This window comes from Streptomyces mirabilis (assembly GCF_018310535.1).
GTDB lineage: Bacteria > Actinomycetota > Actinomycetes > Streptomycetales > Streptomycetaceae > Streptomyces.
In genome coordinates this window covers 2,433,495-2,457,624 of record NZ_CP074102.1, presented here as the reverse complement: position 1 = coordinate 2,457,624, position 24,130 = coordinate 2,433,495, and the positions used below count along the sequence as shown (strand labels likewise).

The window sequence follows — 24,130 nt, the reverse complement described above, 5'->3', positions numbered from 1 at the left end:
CGACCGGGGCTACCCCTTCACCCACCGGTACTGCAACTCCGGCCGCCCCACCTGCCCGTACTGCGGGGCGCGCGCCGCCCGTCCCGCGTCCACCAGGTGCTCCAGATAGCGCCGGGCCGTGATCCGGGAGATGCCGACCGACTCCGCGACCCCGGCCGCCGTCAGGCCCTCGGCGCTGTCCCGCAGCGCCCGGGTGACCCGCTCCAGGGTCGGCGCGCTGAGGCCCTTGGGGAGGGCGGCCGGGCTCGGGGCGCGCAGGGTGGCCAGGGCGCGGTCCACCTCGTCCTGGCCACTCGCCTCGCCCACCGCCGCGTGGAACTCGGCGTACCGGACGAGGCGGTCGCGCAGGGTGGCGAAGGTGAAGGGCTTCAGGACGTACTGGACGACCCCGAGCGAGACCCCTTCCCGTACGACCGCGAGGTCCCGCGCGGACGTCACCGCGATCACGTCCGCGTGATAGCCGGCGGCACGCAGGGAGCGGGCGAGCTGCAGTCCGTGCACGTCCGGCAGGTGCAGGTCGAGCAGCAGCAGGTCCACCGGCGTACGGTCCAGCGCGCGCCGCGCCTCCGCTCCGGTGTGCGCCTTGCCGACCGCCGTGAAGCCGGGCACCCGGCCCACGTACATGACGTGCGCGTCGGCGGCGACCGGGTCGTCCTCGACGACGAGTACACGGATGGGGTCGGCGGTCATACGTCGCCTCCAGGCAGGGCGTGCTGGGCGGACTCGGGCTCGGCGGCGGCCCCTTCGGCGGTGGCCCCTTCGGCGGTGGCCGGGGCCGGTTCTCCGGCGGCCCCCGGCACGGGTTCGGCGGGGGCGCCCGGGGTAACCGTAGGCAACGGCAGCCGCGCCTCGAACTCCGCCCCGCCCCCGCGCGCCTCCGCCACCGTCAGCGTGCCGTAGTGACGGCTCACGGCCTGACGTACGAGGGCCAGACCGAGGCCCCGGCCGCCGGGCCCCGCCGGTTTGGTGGACCAGCCGCGCTGGAAGACCGCCTCCGCGTGGGCGGGGTCGACTCCCGCGCCCGTGTCGGCGACCCGCAGGACCAGGCCGGAGTCGTCCGTGAAGGCCGTGACGGTCACCCGTGCCCCCACCGTCCCCTGCGCCGCGTCCATCGCGTTGTCGATCAGATTGCCCAGCACGGTCACCAGGTCACGGGCCGGCAGGCCGGTCTGGAGCAGCCCGTCGTCGATACCGCTCTCCTCCGACACCACCAGTTCCACGCCCCGCTCGTTCGCCTGGGCCGCCTTGCCCAGCAGCAGGGCGGCGAGGACCGGCTCGCTGACCGCCGAGATCACCTCGTCGGTGAGCGTCTGGGCGAGTTCGAGCTCGGCGGTGGCGAACTCGACGGCCTCCTCGGCGCGCCCGAGCTCGATCAGCGAGACCACCGTGTGCAGCCGGTTCGCGGCCTCGTGCGCCTGTGAGCGCAGCGCCTGGGTGAAGCCGCGCTCGGAGTCCAACTCGCCCATCAAGGACTGGAGTTCGGTCACATCGCGCAGGGTGACCACTGTGCCGCGCCGCTCGCCGCCGGACACCGGGGAGGTGTTCACGACCAGTACGCGCGACGCCGTCAGATGCACCTCGTCCACCCGTGGCTCCGCCGACAGCAGGGCGCCGGTGAGCGGTGCGGGCAGCCCGAGGTCGGCCACGGAGTGTCCGACGACCTCGTCCGTCACCCCCAGCAGCTCCCGCCCGCCGTCGTTCATCAGCGCCACCCTGTACTGCCCGTCCAGCATCAGCAGCCCCTCGCGCACGGCGTGCAGCGCGGCCTGGTGGTAGTCGTGCATCCGGCTCAGCTCGGCCGCGTTCAGGCCGTGCGTGGAGCGGCGCAGCCGGGCGTTGATGACGTACGTGCCGATGCCGCCGAGCACGAGTGCGCTGCCTGCGACGCCGACGAGGGCGGTCACCTGCTCCTGCACGCGCTGCGTGATCGCCTCGACCTTGATGCCCGCGCTGACCAGGCCGACGATGTGGCCGTTGTCCAGGATCGGGGTGACGGCGCGGACGGACGCCCCGAGGCTGCCCGTGTATGTCTCGGTGAAGGACTTGCCGTGCAGGGCGGGTCCGATGTGCCCGAGGAAGTGCTTGCCTATCAGCGTCTCGTCGGGGTGGGTCCAGCGGATGCCCTGCGGGTTCATGATCGTCACGAAGTCCACGCCGGTGTCCCGCTGCACCTGGAGCGCGTACGGCTGGAGATCCTTGGTGGGGTTCGTGGTGCGGATGGCATCGCGGACGGAGGGTGCGTCGGCGATCGAACGGGCCACGGCCATGGCCTGGCGGCCCGCCGCGTCCTCGGCCTGGCTGCGGTCGCTGACGTAGCTGAACAGCGCGTAACCGGCGACGAGCACCGCGATGAGCACGGCCTGCATGGCGAAGAGCTGGCCGGCCAGGCTGCGGGGTCGCGGGACGTGGGGAAGGCGCATGGAATCAGTGTGCCTCGCCCTTGCCTGTCACTCGGAGTCCTGTAATTCGTACGTCCGTCGTCCGTCGTCCGCCGCCGTCGGGGTTCGAAGTTCGGTTGTTCCTATAAGTGTGAACTAATTGGCCTCTCCCCCCTTCAAGCAGGGGGGAATCTCCGACTCTGCACCGCTAAGCGGTGCTCCTTCGGAGCATTCCTGCTTCAGCGCCGACAGCCCGCCCGGAGGTTCTCCGCTGAGGTCTTACACCGGCTCCACAGGCCGACACCGCCAGCCCGGCGGCCAAAATGTTCTTCGCCGCGTTCTCGTCGCGGTCGTGGACAGTCCCGCACGCGGCACAGGTCCATTCCCGGATGTTCAACGGCAGCTTCGCGACCAGATGGCCACAGGCCGAGCAGGTCCTGCTCGACGGGTACCAGCGGTCCACCGCGATCAGGTCGCGGCCGTACCACTGGGTCTTGTACTCGAGCATGGAGCGCAATTCGGTCCAGGACGCGTCGGAAATCGCACGGGCCAGTGTGCGGTTTTTCAGCATGTTCCGGACGGTGAGGTCCTCGATCACGATCGTTTGGTTCTCACGAACGAGACGCGTGGACAGTTTGTGCAGGAAGTCCCGGCGCCGGTCGGCGATCCGGGCATGGATGCCGGCGACCCGGGCACGCGCCTTGTTGCGGTTGCTGGAACCCTCCGCCTTGCGGGACAGCTCTCGCTGGGCGTGGGAAAGCCTGGCCCGGTCCCTCTTCTCGAACTTCGGGTTGGTGACCTTTTCTCCGGTCGAAAGGGTCACCAGCGAGGTGACGCCGACATCGACGCCCACTGCCGCACTGATGGCCGGGAGCGCCTTCACTGAGGCGTCTTCGCAGAGCATGGAGACGAACCAGCGCCCCGCACCGTCCTGCGACACCGTCACTGTCGAGGGCACCTGCCCCTCGGGCAGCGGCCTGGACCAGGCGATGTCCAGCGGCTCCTGCATCTTCGCCAAGGTCAGCCGACCATCGCGGTAGGTGAAAGCCGAGCGGGTGTACTCCGCGGACTTGCGCGACTTCTTGAGGGACTTGAAGCGCGGGTAGGCGGAGCGCCTCTCGAAGAAGTTGGTGAAGGCGCCCTGCAGGTGCCGCAGCGTCTGCTGCAGCGGAACCGACGAGACTTCGGCCAGGAAGGCGTACTCCTCGGTCTTCTTCCAATCGGTCAGCAGCGCGGAGGTCTGGACGTAGTTGATCCGGCGGTGCTCGGTGAACCAGGCCGTGGTGCGGGCCTGCAGGGCCAGGTTGTAGACCTTGCGCACACAACCGAACGTGCGCGTCAGTTGAGCCGCCTGCGCGTCGTTCGGATAGAAGCGGTACTTGAACGCCCGCTTCACGTGATCCCCCATGCTCAGAAACTAGCACGCCAGTGTGTGAGTCGTGCCGATCGCTGTTTCGATGTACTAAATGAACGGAAGGGTGACCGCCCTCACAGGGCGGGAGATAGTCACCGCATCCCCCGGAGTGAGCCGCACCCCGGGATCCCCCCGAGTGAGCCGCACCCTGGGATCCCCCCAGGAGCAGGCCGCACACCGGGTTCCGCCGGACGTGAGCCGCACGCCGGATGATGCCGATGACGTCGTCAAGGAGGGCAGCCGTGGCCAGCACCCAAACGGCACCTGCCGCACCCGCAGCCAAGCGGGACCGCACCCACTATCTGTACATCGCGGTGATCATCGCGGTTGTGCTCGGCATCGCCGTCGGGTTCGCCGCACCGGACTTCGCCAAGGAGCTCAAGCCGATCGGCACGGGCTTCGTGAGCCTGATCAAGATGATGATCTCCCCGATCATCTTCTGCACGATCGTGCTCGGCGTCGGCTCGGTACGCAAGGCCGCCAAGGTCGGCAAGGTCGGCGGTCTCGCGCTCGGCTACTTCATCTGTATGTCCTTCGTGGCGCTGGCCATCGGCCTGGTCGTCGGCAACATCATCCACCCGGGCAGCGGGATGCACCTGACCGAGGCCGTGAAGGGCGTCGGGCACACGCAGGCCGCGGCCGCCGCCGAGGGCCCCGTCGACTTCATCCTCGGGATCATCCCGACCACCTTCGTCTCGGCCTTCACCGAGGGCCAGGTGCTCCAGACCCTGCTGATCGCCCTCCTCGTGGGCTTCGCGCTGCAGGCCATGGGCCGTGCGGGACAGCCGGTGCTCAAGGGTGTCGAGCACATCCAGAAGCTGGTCTTCCGCATCCTCGGCATGATCATGTGGGCCGCGCCCGTCGGTGCCTTCGGCGCCATGGCCGCCGTGATCGGCGAGACCGGCATGGACGCGCTGAAGGCGCTGGGCACGATCATGCTCGGCTTCTACATCACCTGTGCGCTCTTCATCGTCATCGTGCTCGGCACGCTCACGAAGCTCGTCGCCAAGGTCAGCCTCTTCCAGCTGCTGAAGTACCTCGGCCGGGAGTTCCTGCTGATCGTCTCCACCTCGTCGTCCGAGTCCGCGCTGCCGCGGCTCATCGCCAAGATGGAGCACCTGGGTGTCAGCCGCCCGGTCGTCGGCATCACCGTGCCGACCGGCTACTCCTTCAACCTCGACGGCACGATGATCTACCTGACCATGGCCTCGCTGTTCATCGCCGACGCGATGGACCAGCCGATGAGCATCGGTCAGCAGATCGGCCTGCTGCTCTTCATGATGGTCGCCTCGAAGGGCGCGGCGGGTGTCTCCGGCTCCGGTATCGCCGTCCTGGCCAGTGGTCTGCAGTCGCACAAGCCCGCGCTGGTGGACGGTGTCGGTCTGATCATCGGTATCGACCGCTTCATGAGCGAGGCGCGTGCGGTCACCAACTTCGCGGGCAACGCGGTCGCCACGCTGCTGATCGGTACGTGGACCGGTGAGGTCGACAAGGAGCGGGTGAACCGGGTTCTCGCCGGTGAGCTGCCGTTCGACGAGAAGACTCTGCTGGACAACGACGAGGATGACGTCTCGGACGTCGCCGCGGAGATCCCCGAGCAGGGCGGGGAGAAGGAGCTGGCGAAAGCGTAGGCGCTCCGCTGGAAGAGGGGCTGCGGGTCGTTCGGAGGCTGCGTGTGGATCGTGGCTTGTCGCGCAGTTCCTCGCGCCCCTGACGGGCGCGGTCCCGCACGGGGCTCATAAGCCCCCCCAAGCCGCCGGGCGGCCAGGTTCTCCCCCCGTAGACCTGGCCGCTCGGTGTTTTGCCGAAGAAGTGCGAAGAAGAACCTCAACAGCTCAATCGCTCAGCTTGGTCACCAGTTCGGTGGCTCTGGAGGCGGGTACGCCCGCCGCGGTCAGCATGGTGATCGCGGCGGAGCGGCCCGCCTCTTCCGGTGCCAGCAGGCCGTCGTTCACCGCCTCCATGAGGGCGAACAGCATCTGCTCGTGCACGTACGCCAGTGCGGGCGCCGGCAGCGCGGACTCGAACACGCCCTGGTCGAGGCCGCGCCGCAACAGCTCCGCGCAGGCCTCGCGCACCGGCGTCAGCCGCTCACGGATGCCCTGGACCGTGACGCTGCGCTGGGCGAGGGCGACCAGCAGCCGGTAGCGGTCGGCGATCTCCCAGACGGCGAGCGTCGAGCGGACCAGCGATTCCGCCGGGTCCCGGCCGCTCTCCCGGCCCGCCGCGTGCGCCGCGGCCACCGCCTCCACCGCGCCGTCGGTCAACGTGCCGATCAGGGCCTCGCGGCTCGGGAAGTGCCCGTACACCGTGCGCCGTACGACGCCCGCGGCCCGTGCGATCTGGTCCATGGACGCGTCGGGGTCGCGCAGCAGCTCGGCGAGCGCGACGTCGAGGATACGGCGGCGATTCGCATCCGCGCGGCTGGCACTACCCGTGGTCATGGCTGCCATTCTGCACGCCCCCGGAGCCGCGCGAGGTGATCACTCGTGCCCTCCACAAGGGCTCCACCTCCTTCATTTGCACAGCTGTGTGCATGGACGTACATTGCACATGGTTGAGCAATTACACGTCAGTGTGCAAGAAGAACGAGAGAGAGGGCGACCGTAGTCATGCGTCTCGTCATGAACGAACCGGTCGAGGGGATGGGCCGGCCCTACGCCCGACGCTGGTGGGCGCTGCTGGTGCTCTGCCTGAGCCTGCTGATCATCGTGATGGCGAACACCGCCCTCACGGTCGCGGCCCCCGACATGACCCAGGACCTGGGCCTGTCCAGCGCGGACCTGCAGTGGGTCATCGACGGCTACACCGTCCCGTACGCCGCGCTGATGCTGCTGCTCGGCGCGATCGGCGACAAGTACAGCCGGCGCGGCGCCCTCATCCTGGGGCTCGTCGTCTTCGGCGGGGGCGCGGTCGCGGGCTCGCTCGTCGACAGTTCCACCGGGGTCATCGCGGCCCGTGCCGTGATGGGCGTCGGCGCCGCCCTGATCATGCCCGCGACGCTCTCCCTGCTCGCCGCGACCTTCCCGCGCGAGGAGCGGGCGAAGGCGATCACCTTGTGGACCGCCACCGCCGGACTCGCCATCGCGGCCGGGCCACTGGTCGCCGGTGCGCTGCTGGAGCACCACGGCTGGTCGTCCACGTTCCTGATCAACGTGCCCATCGCCGCGCTCGCGATCGTCGGCGCCCTCGTCCTCGTACCGCCGTCCAGGGCCGCGCACCACCACCGCATCGACCACGTCGGCGGCCTGCTGTCCGTGGTCTGGATCGGCTCGCTGGTCTACATGATCATCGAGGGGCCGCACTTCGGATGGGGCGTCAAAGCCGTGACCGCCGCGGTCGTCGCGGGTGCCGGCCTCGTGGCCTTCGTGGTCTGGGAGCTGCGCCACCCGCGCCCGGTCGTCGACGTACGCCGCTTCGCCCACCGCCGGTTCGCCGGCTCCAACCTCGCCGTCGCCCTCTTCTTCCTTGCCGTCTTCGGCGCCTTCTACTACCTCACCCAGCACCTCCAGTTCGTCCTCGGCTACGACGCGCTGGACACCGGGGTGCGGATGCTGCCGCTCGCCGGGGCCGTGTTCGTCGGCTCGGCGCTCACCGGGTACCTCACCCCGCGCGTCGGCATGAAGATCACGGTCACCGCGGGCATGGTCGGCGGCACTGCGGCGCTCGCGCTGCTCACCCGGGTCGACGCGGCATCCTCGTACGGCGATTTCGTGCTGCCCCTCACCATCCTGGGCCTCGCGATCGGGCTCGCGCTCTCGCCCTGCACGGACGCCATCATGGGCGCGTTCCCCGAGGCCGAACTCGGCGTCGGCGGCGCCGTCAACGACACCTCGCTGGAGCTCGGCGGCTCACTCGGCATCGCGATCCTCGGTTCCGTGCTGGCGAGTTCGTACTCCTCGCACCTCTCGGACGCCACCGCGGGCAGCAAGCTCCCGGCGGGCGCCCTGTCCACGGCACAGGACTCGGTCGGCGCGGGCTACGCGGTCGCCCAGGGCATCGGCGACAAGGCCCGGCAGCTCGGCGACCAGGCCGCGCGGGCGGGGCACGCCGGGAACACCGAGAAGGCCGCGCAGCTGAAGGCGCAGGCCGACCAGCTCGCCCACGGGGCGCAGCGGATGGCGGACGCCGTCGGTTCGTCCTTCTCGGACGCGGTGGCGCACACCAGCCTGATCGGCGCGGTGATCCTGGGAGTGGGGACCGTGCTGGTCGCCGTCCTGCTGCCCCGAAAGGGCGGTGCGCACCCGGGGGAGGCCCCGGAGCAGGTGGCGCAGGAACTACCGGAGCTCACCGGCGCGGCGACGCGCTGAGCGCATCCTCGCCCGCCTCGGAACCGTGACCCTCGGGCCTCCGTCTCGTAGAACATGCACTACCGTGCCGTGCCGGACTGACCGGCACGGCGCGGCATGTTCTGCGGAGGACACGGAGTATGAAGATCGACTGGGACCGGCGGACGTGTGCGCGCAAAGGCCATGTGACGTACGCGCCCGACGAGCCGGAACTGCGCCGGCGGCTGCGCGCCGAGACGAGCCTCGGCGAGGCCTGGCGCTGTCTGCGCTGCGGCGATTTCGTGCTGGACGAACCACATGGCTCGGGCCCCGCGCAGGACGCTCCCCTGGTGCCGCGCGGCAAGGTGCTGCGCGATCTGTTCATCCTGCGCTTCCTGGCGATCGAACGGGCCGTGCGCGGGGTGTTCATCGTGCTGGTCGCGGCCGCGGTGTGGAAGTTCAGCAACAGCCAGGACTCGGTGCGCCGGCTCTTCGACGAGAACCTCGCAGTCTTCCGGCCGGTCTTCAGGCACTTCCACTACGACCTCGACCACTCGCCGGTCGTCGGCACCATCCAGAAGTCCTTCGGCTACAAGCACTCCACGCTGGCCCTGGTGGCCGCGCTGCTGCTGGCGTACGCGCTGATCGAACTCGTCGAGGCGGGCGGCCTCTGGTACGCCAAGCGCTGGGCGGAGTATCTGACGGTGGTCGCCACCGCCGCCTTCCTGCCTCTGGAGATCTACGAACTCACCGAGCACGTCAGCTACTTGAAGATCGCCACCCTGGTCCTCAACATCCTCGCCGTCCTCTACATCGCCCTCGCCAAACGCCTCTTCGGGCTGCGCGGCGGACGCAAGGCGTTCGAGGAGGAGCGGCACAGCGCGTCGCTCCTGGAGGTCGAGGAGTCCGCGGGCGTGGCCGCGCACGCCTGACGGACAGGTCCTAGTAGTGGCCCAGCCGTGCCAGCTCCACCGCGCTCAGCACCAGGTCCGCCGCGGCCGCCGAGTCGCGGATCGTCTCCGGGCGGCCGGAGCCCGGGATCGGGAGCACGGTGGGGGAGAGCGACAGCAGCCAGGCCAGGCAGATCCGTTGGGGGCTGACACCGCGCTCGCGGGCCACTTCGTGGAAGGCGTCGAAGCCCTCGGGTGCCAGTTCCGAGGAGCCGTCCAGGGAGCTGCGGGAGATGCCGCCCAGGGGGCTCCACGGCATGAAGGCGAGGCCCAGCTCGGCGCAGAGGCGGAGCTCGGGGTCGCTGTCGCGTACCGCGGGGGAGTACTGGTTCTGGACGGAGACCAGCCGGTCGCCGAGGATCGCGCGGGCCCGGCAGATCTGGTCGGTGTCCGTGTTGGAGAGGCCGACCAGCCGGACCTTGCCCTCGTCGAGGAGTTCGCGCAGGGCGCCGACCGAGTCCTCGAAGGGGACGGCGGGGTCGGGCTTGTGGAGCTGGTAGAGGCCGATCGCCGCCACGCCGAGCCGCTTCAGGGAGGCCTCGGCCGCCGCCTTGAGGTGGCGCGGGGAGCCGTTCACCGTCCAGCTGCCGTCGGCCGGTCGCCCGCGCCCGCCCTTCGTGGCCACCAGGACGTCCGCCGTGTCGCCGCCGTACGACGCCAGGGCGCGGGCCACGAGCCGCTCGTTGTGGCCGGGCTCGTCCCCGGGCAAGTGGTAGGAGTCCGCGGTGTCCAGGAGGGTGACGCCCGCGTCGAGGGCGGCGTGCACCGTGGCCAGGGCCCGCGCCTCGTCCGGCCGGTTCTCGATGGACAGGGGCATCGCGCCGAGCCCCACGGCGCTCACGCGCAGGCCGCCAAGCGTGCGGTACCGCATGTCAGGCGTCCCTTCCCAGCGTCTCCGCCACAGCCTGCGGCAGCCACGCCCGCGCGTCGCCGAAGGCGAACCCGAGCCGGCCGGCCCGGGAGTTGTCCATGCCGTAGGAACGGCTGAAGGAGAAGGGGGAGACCTCGCCCACCTCGACGGGACGCAGGAGGGTCTTGCCGTCCGGGAGGTGCGCGGCGATCGCCTCGCACAGCTCCTGCGTGGTCAGCGGCCCGTGGGAGGCCGCGTTGACCGGGCCCGTGAAGTCCTCGCCCGCCGCCCAGAACAGGAAGTCGGCGATCTCCTCGACGTGGATGTACGTCGCCGGGTGGTTCACGGGCGGTACGGCGATCGGCTCGCCCGTGCGGACGCGCTCCGCGTAGTGCTGGAGGCGGCCGGTGAAGTCGTCGTCCCCGCCCAGGACGTGGGCCACCCGGACGGCCGTGTACGGGAACGCGGGGCCGGCCGCGAACACCGCCTCGGCCTGACGCTTGCCCTCCCCGTAGTGGCTGTCGAGGAACTCCGGTTCGTCCCAGGGGAGTCCGAGGTCGACGGGCACGGCACGGGGGTCCACGGCGTCCTCCCGTACGAGATCCGCCGAGTCCTCGTACTCGTACACCTCGACGGTGGAGGTCATGACGTACCGCCGAGTGCGTCCCGCGAAGACCCGGCGCGCGATCTCCGCCTGCCGCGGTGTGTAGCAGACCTGGTCGACCACGACATCGAAGGTGCGTGACCCCAGCGCCTTCTCCAGGGAATGTCCGTCATTGCGGTCCGCGACGAGATGCACCGCCCCGGCGGGCGGTGCGGAGGAACCTCGATTGATGACGGTGACGTGGTCTCCGGCGGCCAGCAGCCGGGCAATCAGCCGCTTTCCGAAATAGCGGTTTCCGCCAATGACACCTATCTCGCGCACGGCGTTCCTCCCCCTCGTACTTCCCACGCCCGCTGGGCTTCTGTGGCCATAATTCTCCCGGCGTACGCGTCACGTCTGAAGGGGGAGACATGGGAGATCCGGCCGCTGTACCGAAGGAACCACGGCAGCCGCGTGCGGGCGCCAACGAAACGTCGGTGGCCTTCGACGCGCTGGACCGGCAGATCCTGGAACTGCTGCAGAGCGACGGCCGGATCAAGCTCAGCGAGCTGGGCCGGCGCGTCCGGCTGAGCCCGGCGGCCGTCGCCGAACGCGTGCGACGGCTGGAGTCCACGGGAGCCGTCACCGGCTACGGCGCCCATGTCTCACCGCCCCTCCTCGGCTACGGCATCCAGGCCTTCGTCCGCGTCAACCCGCACGGCGGCTACACCCTGCGCCACCCCAGGACCCTGGAGCTGATCTCCCGCCCGGAGATCATCGAGGTCCACCACGTCGTCGGCGAGGACTGCTGGATCCTCAAGGTCGCCGTCGCGGACACGATCCACCTGGAGGACGTCCTGGAACAGACCTCCGCGCTGGGGCGCACGACGACCTCGATCGTCCTGTCCTCACCGGTGGAGCGAAAGCCATTGCTGCCCTTGCCTTGACGTCGGCGTCAAGGAATATCGTCGGGGCATGCGAATCGGCGAGCTGGCGGCGCGGGCCGGGACCACCACGCGGACTCTTCGGTACTACGAGTCGCGGGGGCTGCTGCCCGCGCGGCGGGGCGAGAACGGGTACCGGACGTACGACGAGCACGACCTGCGGCTGCTGCGGCAGATCAGGACACTGCAGGACTTCGGGTTCGACCTGGAGGAGACCCGGCCCTTCGTGGAGTGTCTGCGGGCGGGACACCCGCAGGGCGACTCCTGTCCGGCCTCGCTCGCGATCTACCGGCGCAAGCTGGGCGAGCTGGACTCGCTGATCGACGAGTTGCAGGCCGTACGGGCCGAGGTCGGCGCGCAGCTGGCGCGGGCCGAGCGGGCGCGTGACGAGCTGGCGGCCGAGGCGGAGGTTCCGGGCGGCCCGGAACCCGTATGCGAACTGGAAGGGCGGACACGGTGATCAAGGTGGCAGGCGTGGCTTCGGTGACGGACGCGGACTTCGAGACGGAGGTGATCGGCGCCGAGCTCCCGGTGCTGGTGGAGTTCACGGCCGACTGGTGCCCGCCGTGCCGGCAGATGGGGCCGGTGCTGAGCGCCCTGGCGGCCGAGGAGGGCGAGCGGCTCAAGGTGGTCCAGTTGGACGTGGACACCAACCCGCTGACGACGAACGCCTACCGGGTGCTGTCGATGCCCACGTTCATGGTGTTCCGCGGTGGTGAGCCGGTGAAGTCGATGGTGGGCGCCCGGCCGAAGCGCCGGCTGCTGGAGGAGCTGTCCGACGTGCTCTGACTGTCCGGCGGGCTCGGACCTAGCCGATATACAGCGGAACCACAAGAAATCCCCCGGGCAATTGCGCCCGGGGGATTTCTTTGCGTATATTGAATGATTCGCGACTTCAGAAGAATTGAGTCGCGGAGAAGTTCACTGGGCACAGTATATCCGGCCGGGAGCGGAATTGTCAAACAGGGGCGCAAACGCAGAGAGCACCACAGGATTTCCCGACGATGAATTGCTGCACGAGCAGGAATTCATCGACGGGTTGTACGCACGCGTGGACGCGCTGCGGGGCGACACCGAGGCCTCCGTCGGCGACGCGCTCGCGCAGGGCAACACACCCATGCAAGCCAGGCTCGAAAGGGACGTGCTCGTCGCCGAGCGCTCGGGCCTGCTCGCCGCGCTGAACGCCGTGGACGGATCGCTCTGCTTCGGCCGGATCGACCTCACCTCCGGCGTCACCCACCACATCGGCCGTATCGGCATCCGCGCCGACGACACCGAGCACACCCCCATCCTCATCGACTGGCGGGCCCCGGTCGCCCGCCCCTTCTACCTCGCCACCGGCCACACGCCGATGGACCTGCGCCGCCGCCGGCACATCACCACCGACGGCCGCCGGGTGACCGACCTGCACGACGAGATCCTCGACCTCGGCGACCACGAGCGCACCGGCCACGAGGACCCGACCGGCGACGCCGTACTGCTGTCCGCGCTGAACTCGGCACGCACCGGCCGCATGAGCGACATCGTGCAGACCATCCAGGCCGAACAGGACCGGATCATCCGCGCCCCGCACAAGGGCGTGCTGGTCGTCGAAGGCGGCCCCGGCACCGGAAAGACGGCCGTGGCGCTGCACAGGGCCGCGTACCTGTTGTACGAGTACCGGGAACTGCTGGCGAAGCGCGCCGTCCTGATCGTCGGCCCGAACCCCGCCTTCCTCGGTTACATCGGCGAGGTACTGCCCTCGCTCGGCGAGACGGGCGTGCTCCTCGCGACCGTCGGCGAACTGTTCCCCGGCGTCAGGGCGACCGCCGGCGACACCCCGCGGGCCGCCGCGGTGAAGGGCCGCGCCGACATGGCCGAGGTGCTCGCCGCCGTGGTCCAGGGCCGCCAGGTGCTGCCCGACCCGGTCATCGCGATCGAGCACGACCGGGACATCCTGATGCTCGACGCCGGGCTGGTCCAGGTCGCCCGCGAGCGCACCCGTGAGGCGAAGCTGCCGCACAACGTGGCCCGCGAGTACTTCGAGGGCCACATCCTCAACACGCTCACCGACATGCTGGCCGAGCGCATCGGCACCGACCCCTTCGACGGTTCGAACCTGCTCGACCCGAGCGACATCACCCAGATCCGCGACGACCTCGCCGAGAACCCCGAGGTCTGGTCGGCCATCGACCAGCTGTGGCCAAGGCTGACCCCGCAGAGTCTGGTCGCCGACTTCCTCGCGGACCCCGAGGGATACGTCCCGGACGAGGACGCGGACGCGATCCGCCGCCCGGTCGACGGGGCCTGGACCACCGCCGACGTCCCCCTCCTCGACGAGGCCGCCGAACTGCTCGGCGAGGACGACCGCGTGGCCCGCGCCCTCGCCGACCAGGAACGCCGCGCCCAGGTGGCGTACGCGCAGGGCGTGCTGGACGTGTCCTACGCCTCCCGTACCTACGAGTTCGAGGACAAGGACGAGGAGGACTCCGAGGTCCTGTCCGCGCACAACATCATCGACGCCGAGCGGATGGCCGAGCGGCACGAGGAGGAGGACCACCGCAGCGCCGCCGAACGCGCGGCGGCCGACCGGACCTGGGCGTTCGGCCACATCATCGTCGACGAGGCGCAGGAGCTCTCGCCGATGGCCTGGCGCCTGCTGATGCGGCGCATCCCGACCCGCTCGATGACCCTGGTCGGCGACCCCGCGCAGACCGCGGAGGCGGCCGGAGTGGGATCCTGGTCGGAGATCCTCACCCCCTACGTCGAGGACCGCTGGGAGCACAAGCGCCTCGCCGTCAACTACCGCACCCCGTCCGAGATCATGGACGTGGCGGCAGGCGTACTGCGTGCGCAGCACCCGGACTTCGAGCCGCCGCGTTCGGTGCGTTCGACAGGTGTACGGCCGTGGGCGCGCGCCGCCGGGGACGACCTGCCCGGCACCGTCGCGAAGGCCGTCGCCGAACTGACCCCCGCCGAGGGACGGCTCGCCGTGATCGCGCCCCGCGAACTGCACACCTCGCTCGCGGCCCGGCTGGAGGACGTGACGGCCGGGGAGGAGCCCGACCTGACCCGGACGGTCGTCCTCCTCGACCCCCGCCAGGCCAAGGGGCTGGAATTCGACTCCGTCCTCGTGGTCGAACCGGCGCGGTACGGCACGAGCGACCTGTACGTGGCGCTGACGCGGGCGACGCAGGCGCTCGGGATCGTGTACGAGGGCGAGCTGCCCGAGGCGCTGCGGGCGGCGACGGTCTGACCACCGGGCGGGGCGAGGCGCTCACCTTCCTCGCCCCGCCCCGCGCGGGCATCATCGACGCGCGACCGTCGACGCCGTGGTCACCGGAGGCGTCAGGCGGGGCGGAGCCAGATCGTGGCCAGGGGAGGCAGGGTCAGGCGAAGGCTGGTGGGGTGGGCGTGGGCGGGGTGGGGTTCGGGTTTGACGGGGTGGGGGTTGTGGACGTCGCTGCCGCCGTAGCGGGCGGCGTCGGTGTTGAGGACTTCGTGCCAGGCGGGGATGTCTTCGGGGATGCCGAGGCGGTAGTCGTGGCGGACGACGGGGGAGAAGTGGGAGACGGCGAGCAGGGGGGTGCCGTCGGCGTCGTGGCGGAGGAAGGCGAGGACGTTGTCGTCGGCGGCGTCGCCGGCGATCCAGGTGAAGCCGGCGGGGTCGGTGTCGCGTTGCCAGAGGGCGGGTTCGCCCCGGTAGACGGTGTTGAGGTCGCGGACGAGGTCGCGTACGCCGCGGTGGTCGGGTTCGGCGGGGTAGGCGGGGTCCAGGAGCCACCAGTCGGGGCCGTGGGTTTCGGACCATTCGGCGCCCTGGGCGAATTCCTGGCCCATGAAGAGGAGTTGTTTGCCGGGGTGGGCCCACATGAAGCCGAGGTAGGCGCGGGTGGTGGCGCGTTGTTGCCACCAGTCGCCGGGCATTTTCGACACGAGTGAGCGTTTGCCGTGGACGACCTCGTCGTGGGAGATGGGCAGGACGTAGTTCTCGCTGTAGGCGTACACCATCGAGAACGTCATCTCGTTGTGGTGGTACTTGCGATGGACCGGCTCGTGCTGCACGTAGCTCAGCGAGTCGTGCATCCACCCCATGTTCCACTTCAGCCCGAACCCCAGCCCCCCGAACCCGCCGGGCCCGGTGTGATGGGTGGCCCGCGTGACGCCGTCCCAGGCCGTGGACTCCTCGGCGATCGTCATGACGCCGGGTGCGCGCCGGTAGACGGTGGCGTTCATCTCCTGGAGGAAGGCGACGGCGTCGAGGTTCTCCCGGCCGCCGTGTTCGTTCGGGGTCCACTGTCCCGGCTCGCGCGAGTAGTCGAGGTAGAGCATCGAGGCGACGGCGTCGACGCGCAGTCCGTCGATGTGGAACTCCTCGCACCAGTACACGGCGTTGGCGACGAGGAAGTTGCGTACCTCGTGGCGGCCGTAGTCGAATTCGAGGGTGCCCCAGTCGGGGTGGGCGGCCCGCTGCGGGTCCGCGTGTTCGTAGAGGGGGCGTCCGTCGAACTCGGCGAGGGCCCATGCGTCGCGCGGGAAGTGGGCGGGTACCCAGTCCATGAGGACGCCGATCCCGGCGCGGTGCAGGGCGTCGACGAGGTGTTTGAAGTCGTCGGGGGTGCCCAGCCGTGCGGTGGGGGCGTAGAAGCCGGTGACCTGGTAGCCCCAGGAGCCGCCGAAGGGGTGCTCGGCGACCGGCATCAGTTCGACATGGGTGAAGCCCAGGTCGCGGACGTAGGCGGGCAGTTGCTCGGCCAGTTGGCGGTAGGTCAGGCCCGGTCGCCAGGACGGCAGGTGGACCTCGTACACCGACAACGGTGCCTCGTGCACCGGACGGGCCCCCCGCGCCGCCATCCACTCCTCGTCCGTCCACACGTGGTGCGAGGCGTGCACGATCGACGACGTGCGCGGCGGGACCTCGGTCCGCCGGGCCATCGGGTCGGCGCGCAGGGTGCGGGAGCCGTCCGGGCGGGTGATCTCGAACTTGTAGAGCTCGCCCTCGCCGATCGCCGGCACGAACAGCTCCCACACCCCGGAGGAGCCGAGCGACCGCATCGGAAACCCGGTGCCGTCCCAGAAGTTGAAGGTGCCGGCGAGGCGGACACCGCGCGCGTTCGGCGCCCAGACCGTGAAACGGGTGCCGGTCACCCCTTGGTGCACCATCGGCTCCGCACCCAGGGCGCGCCACAGCTCCTCGTGGCGTCCCTCGCCGAGCAGATGGAGATCGAACTCCCCGAGCGCGGGCAGGAAACGGTACGCGTCCTCGGTGTCCTGAACCGTCCCCTCGTACGCGACGAGCAGCCGGTACGCCTCCGGGACCGCGCGCAGCGGCACCAGCGCCGAGAAGAACCCGTCCCCGTCGTCGTGCAGCTCGGCCCGCAGGTCGTCCGTCACGACGGTCACCCCGAGCGCGTACGGACGGAAGGCCAGGAAGGCCACACCGCCGGGCACCGGATGGGCGCCGAGCACCCCGTGCGGATCGTGGTGCGTGCCGGAGAGCAGCCGCTCGCGGTCACCGGGCTCGACCCCGGCGAAGACGGGAGCGCTGTCGACGACGGCGGGCTCGCAAACCCCGACGACGGGCTCGGCACCCTTCGGTTCGGCGGCGCGCGGTTCGGGAACCCTCGCCCCGGCCCCCTTCCCAGAGACCTTGGAGACCGTCGGGACCTTCGCATCCTTCGTGGCCTTGCTCCCGGCAGGCTTCTGAGCAGCGGCCTTCTTGACCGCCGCTTTCTTCACCGCCGCCTTCTTGGCGGCAGCCGGCTTCTTGGCACCGTTCTTCTTCGGACTGTCGTCGGACGGGGGGCGGGGTGTCACGGGCAGGGCCTCCTCGGCGGGGTGAGGTGGGGAAGGTCAGGGGGATGCGGCGAGTCGGCGTATCGCCGCCATCGGCACCGGTAGCCAGTCGGGCCGGTGCCGGGCCTCGTACAGGACTTCGTAGATCGCCTTGTCCGTCTCGTAGGCGCGCAGGAGTACGGGATCGGCGCGCGGGTCGCGGCCGGCGACCTCCGCGTATCCGGCGCAGTACGCGGCCCGGCAGGTGTCGGCCCAGTCACCCACGCCGTCCCCGGAGCAAAGGGCCCCGGGGACGGCGTGGGCCGCGTAGTCGAAGGAACGGAGCATCCCCGCTATGTCCCGCAGGGGCGGCTGGGGCATGCGGCGCTCGGCGAGCGGTTTCGAGGGCTCGCCCTCGAAGTCTATGAGCGACCACTCCCCGGAGGGCGCGCGCAGGCACTGGCCGAGGTGCAGATCCCCGTGTATGCGCTGAGCGGTCCAGGTCTGCCGCTCGGCGGCCAGGTCGGCCAGCGCCTCGAAGGCGGCGCGCAGACCGGCGGCGTACGGCCGCAGCGCGGGCACCGCCTGCACTGCCGCGGCCAGCCGCTCGGTCATGCCGTCGACGAGCAGTTCCATCTGCACGTGCCCCAGCGTGACCGTGGGCAGCGCCCGGGCGAGGGCCGTGTGCACCTCGGCGGTGGCCCGGCCCAGCGCCCGCGCCTCCTCTGCGAAGCCCTCGCCGCCGAGGTCGCCGCCTTTGGCCAGTTCGCTCAGCGCCAGCTCCCAGCCGTCCACCGCGCCCTGGACATAGGGTTGCAGCACTCCCAGGACGTACGTCTCCTCGTCCAGGTCGGCGACCATCCACGCCGCCGGCGCCGGCACCCGCGGGCAGCCCTCCCGGGACAGCATCAGCGGCAGCTCCAGATCGGGGTTCACCCCCGGAACCACGCGGCGCAACAGCTTCAGGATGAACGTATCTCCGAAGACCAGGGACGAGTTGGACTGTTCCGCGGTGATCAGGCGCGGTATCAGATCGCCCCGTATCTCCTGGCGTCGATCCCGCTCGAAGCGCAGCTCGCCGACGCGGGCCTGGGTGCGCAGGGCCTCCAGGAGTACGTCGGCGGGGCGCGGGTCGTGCAGTGCCTCGTAGACCGTGTGTCCCGCCAGCGGTCCCTCCTCCACGTGTCCGATCAGGGCGGGCGCGAGGTGCGGCGGGAGTGCCTCGCGTACGCCGATGAGCAGTTGGTAGCAGTCGCCGGGCTGGGTGCCGGCTCCCTGGGCGGGGGTGAGCGGCTGGTGCGCCCGGACCAGCAGGTGGAGCAGGCCCAGCTGACCCGCCGAGGGCAGCAGTTCGTTGGCCGTCACCAGGGAGAACCCGGTCACCGGACGCCCCTTGCCCGCGAACCAGCGCTGCCGTGGCAGCCATTCCCTCAGCAGCGGATCGAGCGACGCGAGCAACTCGGGGCGTGCGACGGGGGCCGTGGCAGAGTGGATTGCGGCTTCCGACATGACGTCGCGTCCTTTCCCCAGGGGCCCGGAGACCGGGCGAGTCGGGGTGTTACTGATGCGTGCCCAGGGCGGGACGGAGGAAACCGCCCCGCCGCCCGGGTTCTGGAGTCTGTCCTTGGATCAGACGGCGTCCTTGCGGAGCCGGAACCAGTAGAAGCCGTGGCCCGCGAGGGTGAGCAAGTACGGCAGCTCTCCGATGGCCGGGAATCGCACCCCGCCGATGAGCTCGACCGGGTGGCGGCCGCTGAAGGCCCGCAGGTCCAGTTCGGTGGGCTGGGCGAAGCGGGAGAAGTTGTGCACGCACAGGACGAGGTCGTCCTCCGTGTCCTCGGTGGAGGGAGCCTCGCGCAGGAACGCGATGACCGCCGGGTTGGAGGACTGGAGTTCCGTGTAGGAGCCGAGGCCGAAGGCCTTGTTCTGTTTGCGGATCTCGATCATGCGGCGGGTCCAGTGCAGCAGGGACGAGGGCGAGGACATCGAGGCCTCGACGTTGGTCACCTGGTAGCCGTAGACCGGGTCCATGATCGTGGGCAGGAACAGCCGGCCGGGATCCGACGAGGAGAAGCCCGCGTTGCGGTCGGGCGTCCACTGCATCGGGGTGCGTACCGCGTCCCGGTCGCCGAGCCAGATGTTGTCGCCCATGCCGATCTCGTCGCCGTAGTAGAGGATCGGCGAGCCGGGCAGGGACAGCAGCAGGGCGGTGAACAACTCGATCTGGTTGCGGTCGTTGTCGAGCAGGGGCGCGAGCCGCCGCCGGATCCCGATATTGGCGCGCATGCGCGGGTCCTTGGCGTATTCCGCGTACATGTAGTCGCGTTCCTCGTCGGTGACCATTTCGAGGGTCAGCTCGTCGTGGTTGCGCAGGAAGATGCCCCACTGGCAGCCGGACGGGATCGCCGGGGTCTTCGACAGGATTTCCGACACCGGGTACCGGGACTCCCTGCGCACCGCCATGAAGATCCGGGGCATGACGGGGAAGTGGAACGCCATGTGGCACTCGTCGCCGCCCGAGGGGAAGTCGCCGAAGTAGTCGACGACGTCCTCGGGCCACTGGTTCGCCTCCGCCAGCAGCACCGTGTCCGGGTAGTGCGTGTCGATCTCCTTGCGGACCCGCTTCAGGAACTCGTGCGTTGCCGGAAGGTTTTCGCAGTTCGTTCCCTCGACCTGGTACAGGTACGGCACCGCGTCCAGCCGGAACCCGTCGATGCCCAGGTCCAGCCAGAACCGCAGCGCGGAGATGATCTCTTCCTGGACGGCCGGGTTCTCGTAGTTGAGGTCGGGCTGGTGGGAGAAGAAGCGGTGCCAGAAGTACTGCTTGCGGACCGGGTCGAAGGTCCAGTTGGAGGCCTCGGTGTCGACGAAGATGATCCGGGCGTCCTCGTACTGTTTGTCGTCGTCGGCCCAGACGTAGTAGTCGCCGTAGGGTCCGTCGGGGTTCGAGCGGGACTCCTGGAACCACGGGTGCTGGTCGCTGGTGTGGTTCATGACGAAGTCGATGATGACGCGCATGCCGCGCTGGTGGGCGGCGTCGACGAACTCGACGAAGTCGGCGAGGTCACCGAACTCGGGCAGGACGGCCGTGTAGTCGGAGACGTCGTAGCCGCCGTCCCTGAGGGGGGACTTGAAGAACGGCGGCAGCCACAGGCAGTCGATGCCCAGCCATTGCAGGTAGTCGAGTTTCGCGGTGAGGCCCTTGAGGTCGCCGACGCCGTCGCCGTTGCTGTCCTGGAAGGAGCGGACCAGGACTTCGTAGAAGACGGCGCGTTTGAACCAGTCGGGGTCGCGGTCCCTGGCCGGGGTGTCCTCGAAAGTGTCCGGGACGGGCTCGTTGACGATCATGTGGTGGGTGACCCTCCGATCTGCGGTGAGGACGGTCGCAGGACGGTGAGGATGTGCGCGGGGCTATGCCCTGGCTCAAGACGCACATAGTTGGCCCTGCCCCAGTTGTAGGTCTCGCCGGTGAGCTCGTCGCGCACCGGCACGGACTCGTGCCAGTCCAGGCCGAGTTGCGGCATGTCCAACGAGACCGTCGCCTCCTGGGTGTGGTGGGGGTCGAGGTTGACCACCACCACAACCGTGTTCGATCCGCTCCCGTCCGTGACCGACTTCGAGTAGGCGATCACCGTGTCCTTGTCCGTGTGGTGGAAGTGGAGGCCGCGCAACTGGCGCAACGCCGGACTGCGCCGCCTGATGGTGTTGAGCGCACCCAGCAACGGCGCGATGCTACGACCCTCCCGCTCCGCCGACTCCCAATCCCGCGGACGCAGTTGGTACTTCTCGGAGTTCAGGTACTCTTCGCTGCCCGCACGCATCGGGGTGTTCTCACAGAGCTCGAATCCGCTGTAGACGCCCCAGGTCGGAGACAGCGTCGCGGCGAGCACCGCACGCAGTTCGAAGGCCGGCCGGCCGCCGTGCTGAAGGAACTCGTGCAGGATGTCCGGGGTGTTCACGAAGAAATTGGGCCGCATGTAGGCGGCCGCCTCCCCCGACAGCTCACTGAGGTAGTCGGTGAGCTCCTCCTTCGTGTTGCGCCAGGTGAAATAGGTGTACGACTGCTGGAAGCCGATCGCCCCCAGCGTGCGCATCATCGCGGGCCGGGTGAACGCCTCGGCCAGGAAGATCACGTCCGGGTCGGTGCGGTTGACGTCCGCGATGACCCGCTCCCAGAAGACGACCGGCTTGGTGTGCGGGTTGTCGACGCGGAAGATCCGCACGCCGTGGCTCATCCAGTGCCGCAGCACCCGCAACGTCTCCTGGACCAGCCCCGGCATGTCCCGGTCGAAGGCGATCGGGTAGATGTCCTGGTACTTCTTCGGCGGATTCTCCGCGTACGCGATCGACCCGTCCGCCCGGTGGTGGAACCACTCGGGATGCTTCTGCACCCACGGGTGGTCCGGCGAGCACTGCAGCGCGAAGTCGAGCGCGATCTCCAGCCCCTCCCGCTCCGCCCGCCTCACGAAGGCGTCGAAGTCGTCGATCGTGCCGAGGTCCGGATGAACGGCGTCGTGCCCGCCCTCCGGGGATCCGATCGCCCACGGCACACCGACGTCGTAGGCCCCAGCCGAGAGCGTGTTGTTGGGCCCCTTGCGATAAGTGGCCCCGATGGGATGGATCGGCGGCAGATACACCACGTCGAAGCCCATCCGCGCGATGGCGGGCAACCGCTCGGCGGCGCTGCGGAAGGTGCCGTGCACCGGCGGATCGAGATGTCCGCTCTCCGAACGCGGGAAGAACTCGTACCAGGAGCCGTACAGCGCCCGCTCGCGCTCCACCAGCAGGGGCAACGGCTCCGAACTGCTGACCAGCTCACGCAGCGGATGACGAGCGAGGACCCTGTCCACTTCAGGGGTGCGGGCGGCGGCGAGCCGGGCCGCCGCGGGACGGTCCACATCCCGCAGCGCGTCCGCCGCGGTGAGGACGACATCCCTTCTGCCCTTGCTCTTCGGCACTCCGGCGGCAGCGCGCTCGTACAGCCGGGCGCCCTCCTCCAGGACCAGTTCCGTGTCGATGCCCGCCGGGATCTTGATCCCCGCGTGATGGCGCCAGGTGCAGACCGGATCGCTCCAGGCCTCCACGGTGTACGTCCAGTGGCCGGTCGTCCCGGCGGAGACGGTGGCGCCCCAGCGGTCGGTGCCGGGGGCGAGTTCGCGCATCGGGGTCCAGGGGCCGGTGCGGCCCTCCGGATCGCGCAGGACGACGTTCGCGGCGACGGCGTCGTGGCCTTCACGGAAGACGGTGGCCGAGACTTCGAAGGCCTCGCCGACGACCGCCTTGGCCGGGCGGCGGCCTTGCAGGACGAGGGGCCGAACGTCGACGACGGGAATACGTCCGACGCTCCCGCCGCCTTCGCCGACCTGGTCGGAGGGTTGCTCCGGGGCGCGGGGGACGGCGTCGACCTTGCGTATGGGGGGTGTGTCGGAGGTGGTCGTCGGGGGTGGCGACGTGTGGTGCGTGGCGGGCATGACCGCTCCTGTCCGCGTCAACGTGGGTGGGCGGATGACGGTGTGGGGAGGTGGGGCCTGCGGGGTGTACCGGGGGAGCCTTCCCACCCTATTCGGGTGAGCAATCCGGCAGGTTGCTAACTACTTACGCGTATGTCTACACACAAGACCGGCCTCGTCCGACGGGCGAGGCCGGTACCTGTTCCGGCGGTTCTTTACGAAGAGCCGACCTGCAGAAGCCTGTTCGGCGAACCGAGCCCCGCACCGCCGACCTTCCCGTACACCGCCCGCTGAACCAACGCTTTGCCCACTTGGGCCGGGGTCGCCTTCGGGTGGCCGGCGAGATAGAGCGCCGCCGCGCCCGCGACATGCGGGCTCGCCATCGACGTACCGGAGAAGGTCGCCTTCCCGGTGTCGCTCGCGTACGACGCCGACGTGATCGCCACGCCGGGCGCGAACAGGTCGAGCGCCGCGCCGAAGTTGGAGAAGCTCGCCCGGGCGTCGGTCCTGTCACTCGCTCCGACCGTCAGCGCCTCCTTGACCCGGGCGGGGGAGTACAGCCCGGCGGGCAGCGCGTCGTTGCCCGCCGCGACCGAGTACGTCACTCCCGAGGCGATGGAGTTGCGTACGGCGACGTCCAGCTGGGCGTTCGCGTGGCCGCCCAGGCTCAGATTGGCGACCGCCGGCTTGTGCGCGTGCCGGGTCACCCAGTCGATACCGGCGATGACCTGCGCGGTGGTGCCGGACCCGGCGTTGTCGAGCACCCGCACGGACACGACCTTGGCCTTCTTCGCCACACCATAGGTGGTTCCCGCGATGGTCCCGGCGACATGGGTCCCGTGCCCGTTTCCGTCCCCCGCCGCCTTGTCGTTGTCCACGAAGTCCCAGCCGTAACTGGCCCGCCCCCCGAAGTCCTTGTGCGTGATCCGGATCCCCGTGTCGATGACGTACGCCGTCACGCCCGCGCCCGCCGACTCCGGCCACGTGTAGCCCTTGTCGAGCGGCAGAGCGGGCTGGTCGATCCGGTCCAGCCCCCAGGACGGCGGGTTCTTCTCGAAGTGGTCGAGTGTCACTCGGGTGTCCTGGACGACGGAGGCCACACGGGAGTCCCCCGCGAGCCGCCGAGCCTGCCTTTCGCTGACCTGGACCGCGTATCCGTTGAGCGCCGTGCCGTACGTGTGGCTGATTCGCGCCCCGTACTTCTCGGCGATGCCCTTACCCACCGACGACGGAGCCTTCGTACCCCCCTTGAGCGTCACGATGTAACTACCGCTGACGGAACCGGGTTCGCCGGCGCCGAGTATCCGCCCCTCCGGGGCGGCGTGCGCGGGCAGGGTGATGGCCGAAAGCACCGCGGTCGTCGTGACCGCGGTGAGGCATCCTGCCCAGCGCAGACGCCGCTGTCTCGTCTGTGCCATGACGTGAGTTCCCCTCCTCAAGTCGGCGTACGCCGACCGGGACCGACCGGTGTGCGACCGGGGTCGCCCGTACGCCACTTGGCAGCCTCTCGTGTGGTGTGAAGCACCACAAGGCCGCCCA

At 69.9% G+C, this 24,130-nt stretch carries 18 protein-coding genes; 7 read left to right on the top strand and 11 right to left on the bottom strand.

Going from position 1 to position 24,130, the window contains the following annotated elements; translation table 11 throughout:
• Positions 1-9: 9 nt before the first annotated feature.
• From SMIR_RS10580 to SMIR_RS10570, 3 genes are all read right to left on the bottom strand, one after another.
• Entirely contained in the window at positions 10-690 is a 681-nt protein-coding gene (locus tag SMIR_RS10580) for a response regulator (RefSeq protein ID WP_101400727.1), read from the bottom strand.
• On the bottom strand, positions 687-2,420 hold the full coding sequence (locus SMIR_RS10575) for an ATP-binding protein (RefSeq protein ID WP_212726913.1): 1,734 nt from the start codon (positions 2,418-2,420) through the stop codon (positions 687-689). The genes SMIR_RS10580 and SMIR_RS10575 overlap by 4 nt, the downstream gene beginning before the upstream one ends.
• A 166-nt stretch (positions 2,421-2,586) precedes the next feature.
• Entirely contained in the window at positions 2,587-3,786 is a 1,200-nt protein-coding gene (locus SMIR_RS10570; RefSeq protein WP_168495667.1) for an RNA-guided endonuclease InsQ/TnpB family protein, read from the bottom strand.
• 215 nt (positions 3,787-4,001) lie between these two features.
• Between SMIR_RS10570 and SMIR_RS10565 the strand changes: the two genes are divergently transcribed.
• Entirely contained in the window at positions 4,002-5,423 is a 1,422-nt protein-coding gene (locus tag SMIR_RS10565) for a cation:dicarboxylate symporter family transporter (protein WP_422664420.1), read from the top strand.
• 204 nt (positions 5,424-5,627) lie between these two features.
• Here SMIR_RS10565 and SMIR_RS10560 read toward each other — a convergent pair whose 3' ends face one another.
• The gene (locus tag SMIR_RS10560) at positions 5,628-6,245 is read right to left on the bottom strand and encodes a TetR/AcrR family transcriptional regulator (RefSeq protein WP_168495671.1); all 618 of its coding nucleotides are present in this window, start codon (positions 6,243-6,245) and stop codon (positions 5,628-5,630) included.
• A gap of 159 nt (positions 6,246-6,404) precedes the next feature.
• Here SMIR_RS10560 and SMIR_RS10555 point away from each other — a divergent pair, with 159 nt between their 5' ends.
• Both SMIR_RS10555 and SMIR_RS10550 read left to right on the top strand, forming a co-directional pair.
• Complete coding sequence (locus tag SMIR_RS10555) at positions 6,405-8,102, top strand: MFS transporter (RefSeq protein WP_212726912.1); 1,698 nt, start codon at positions 6,405-6,407, stop codon at positions 8,100-8,102.
• A gap of 119 nt (positions 8,103-8,221) precedes the next feature.
• Positions 8,222-8,992, top strand: coding sequence for a DUF2127 domain-containing protein (locus SMIR_RS10550; RefSeq protein WP_168495675.1), 771 nt, complete (start codon positions 8,222-8,224; stop codon positions 8,990-8,992).
• A gap of 10 nt (positions 8,993-9,002) precedes the next feature.
• Here SMIR_RS10550 and SMIR_RS10545 read toward each other — a convergent pair whose 3' ends face one another.
• Both SMIR_RS10545 and SMIR_RS10540 read right to left on the bottom strand, forming a co-directional pair.
• Positions 9,003-9,881 (bottom strand): aldo/keto reductase, encoded by an 879-nt coding sequence (locus tag SMIR_RS10545; protein WP_168495677.1) that lies wholly within the window; start codon positions 9,879-9,881, stop codon positions 9,003-9,005.
• 1 nt (position 9,882) lies between these two features.
• Positions 9,883-10,785, bottom strand: coding sequence for an NAD-dependent epimerase/dehydratase family protein (locus tag SMIR_RS10540; RefSeq protein ID WP_168495679.1), 903 nt, complete (start codon positions 10,783-10,785; stop codon positions 9,883-9,885).
• 89 nt (positions 10,786-10,874) lie between these two features.
• Here SMIR_RS10540 and SMIR_RS10535 point away from each other — a divergent pair, with 89 nt between their 5' ends.
• From SMIR_RS10535 to SMIR_RS10520, 4 genes are all read left to right on the top strand, one after another.
• A complete protein-coding gene (locus tag SMIR_RS10535) occupies positions 10,875-11,390 on the top strand; it encodes an Lrp/AsnC family transcriptional regulator (protein WP_211118812.1) in 516 nt (171 codons plus the stop codon).
• A 28-nt stretch (positions 11,391-11,418) separates the two neighbouring features.
• Positions 11,419-11,847 (top strand): MerR family transcriptional regulator, encoded by a 429-nt coding sequence (locus SMIR_RS10530; RefSeq protein WP_168495681.1) that lies wholly within the window; start codon positions 11,419-11,421, stop codon positions 11,845-11,847.
• 14 nt (positions 11,848-11,861) lie between these two features.
• Positions 11,862-12,176: a thioredoxin family protein gene (locus SMIR_RS10525; protein ID WP_095857766.1), complete on the top strand. Its 315-nt coding sequence runs from the start codon at positions 11,862-11,864 to the stop codon at positions 12,174-12,176.
• A 148-nt stretch (positions 12,177-12,324) separates the two neighbouring features.
• On the top strand, positions 12,325-14,622 hold the full coding sequence (locus SMIR_RS10520; RefSeq protein WP_422664515.1) for a HelD family protein: 2,298 nt from the start codon (positions 12,325-12,327) through the stop codon (positions 14,620-14,622).
• 92 nt (positions 14,623-14,714) lie between these two features.
• Here the strand turns inward: SMIR_RS10520 and glgB are convergent, their stop codons facing one another.
• The 5 genes from glgB to SMIR_RS10495 all read right to left on the bottom strand — a co-directional run bounded on the left by glgB (position 14,715) and on the right by SMIR_RS10495 (position 24,009).
• Positions 14,715-17,183, bottom strand: a complete 2,469-nt coding sequence (gene glgB, locus SMIR_RS10515; RefSeq protein ID WP_168495685.1) for a 1,4-alpha-glucan branching enzyme — start codon at positions 17,181-17,183, stop codon at positions 14,715-14,717.
• A 36-nt stretch (positions 17,184-17,219) separates the two neighbouring features.
• The gene (locus tag SMIR_RS10510) at positions 17,220-18,650 is read right to left on the bottom strand and encodes a maltokinase N-terminal cap-like domain-containing protein (protein WP_168495687.1); all 1,431 of its coding nucleotides are present in this window, start codon (positions 18,648-18,650) and stop codon (positions 17,220-17,222) included.
• Between the two features lie 120 nt (positions 18,651-18,770).
• The gene (gene treS / locus SMIR_RS10505) at positions 18,771-20,489 is read right to left on the bottom strand and encodes a maltose alpha-D-glucosyltransferase (protein WP_168495689.1); all 1,719 of its coding nucleotides are present in this window, start codon (positions 20,487-20,489) and stop codon (positions 18,771-18,773) included.
• Positions 20,486-22,612 carry an alpha-1,4-glucan--maltose-1-phosphate maltosyltransferase gene (locus tag SMIR_RS10500; RefSeq protein WP_168495691.1) on the bottom strand — a complete coding sequence of 709 codons (2,127 nt, stop codon included), beginning with the start codon at positions 22,610-22,612 and terminating at the stop codon, positions 20,486-20,488. The genes treS and SMIR_RS10500 overlap by 4 nt, the downstream gene beginning before the upstream one ends.
• 194 nt (positions 22,613-22,806) lie before the next feature.
• Positions 22,807-24,009, bottom strand: a complete 1,203-nt coding sequence (locus SMIR_RS10495; RefSeq protein WP_168495693.1) for a S8 family peptidase — start codon at positions 24,007-24,009, stop codon at positions 22,807-22,809.
• Positions 24,010-24,130 lie beyond the last annotated feature (121 nt).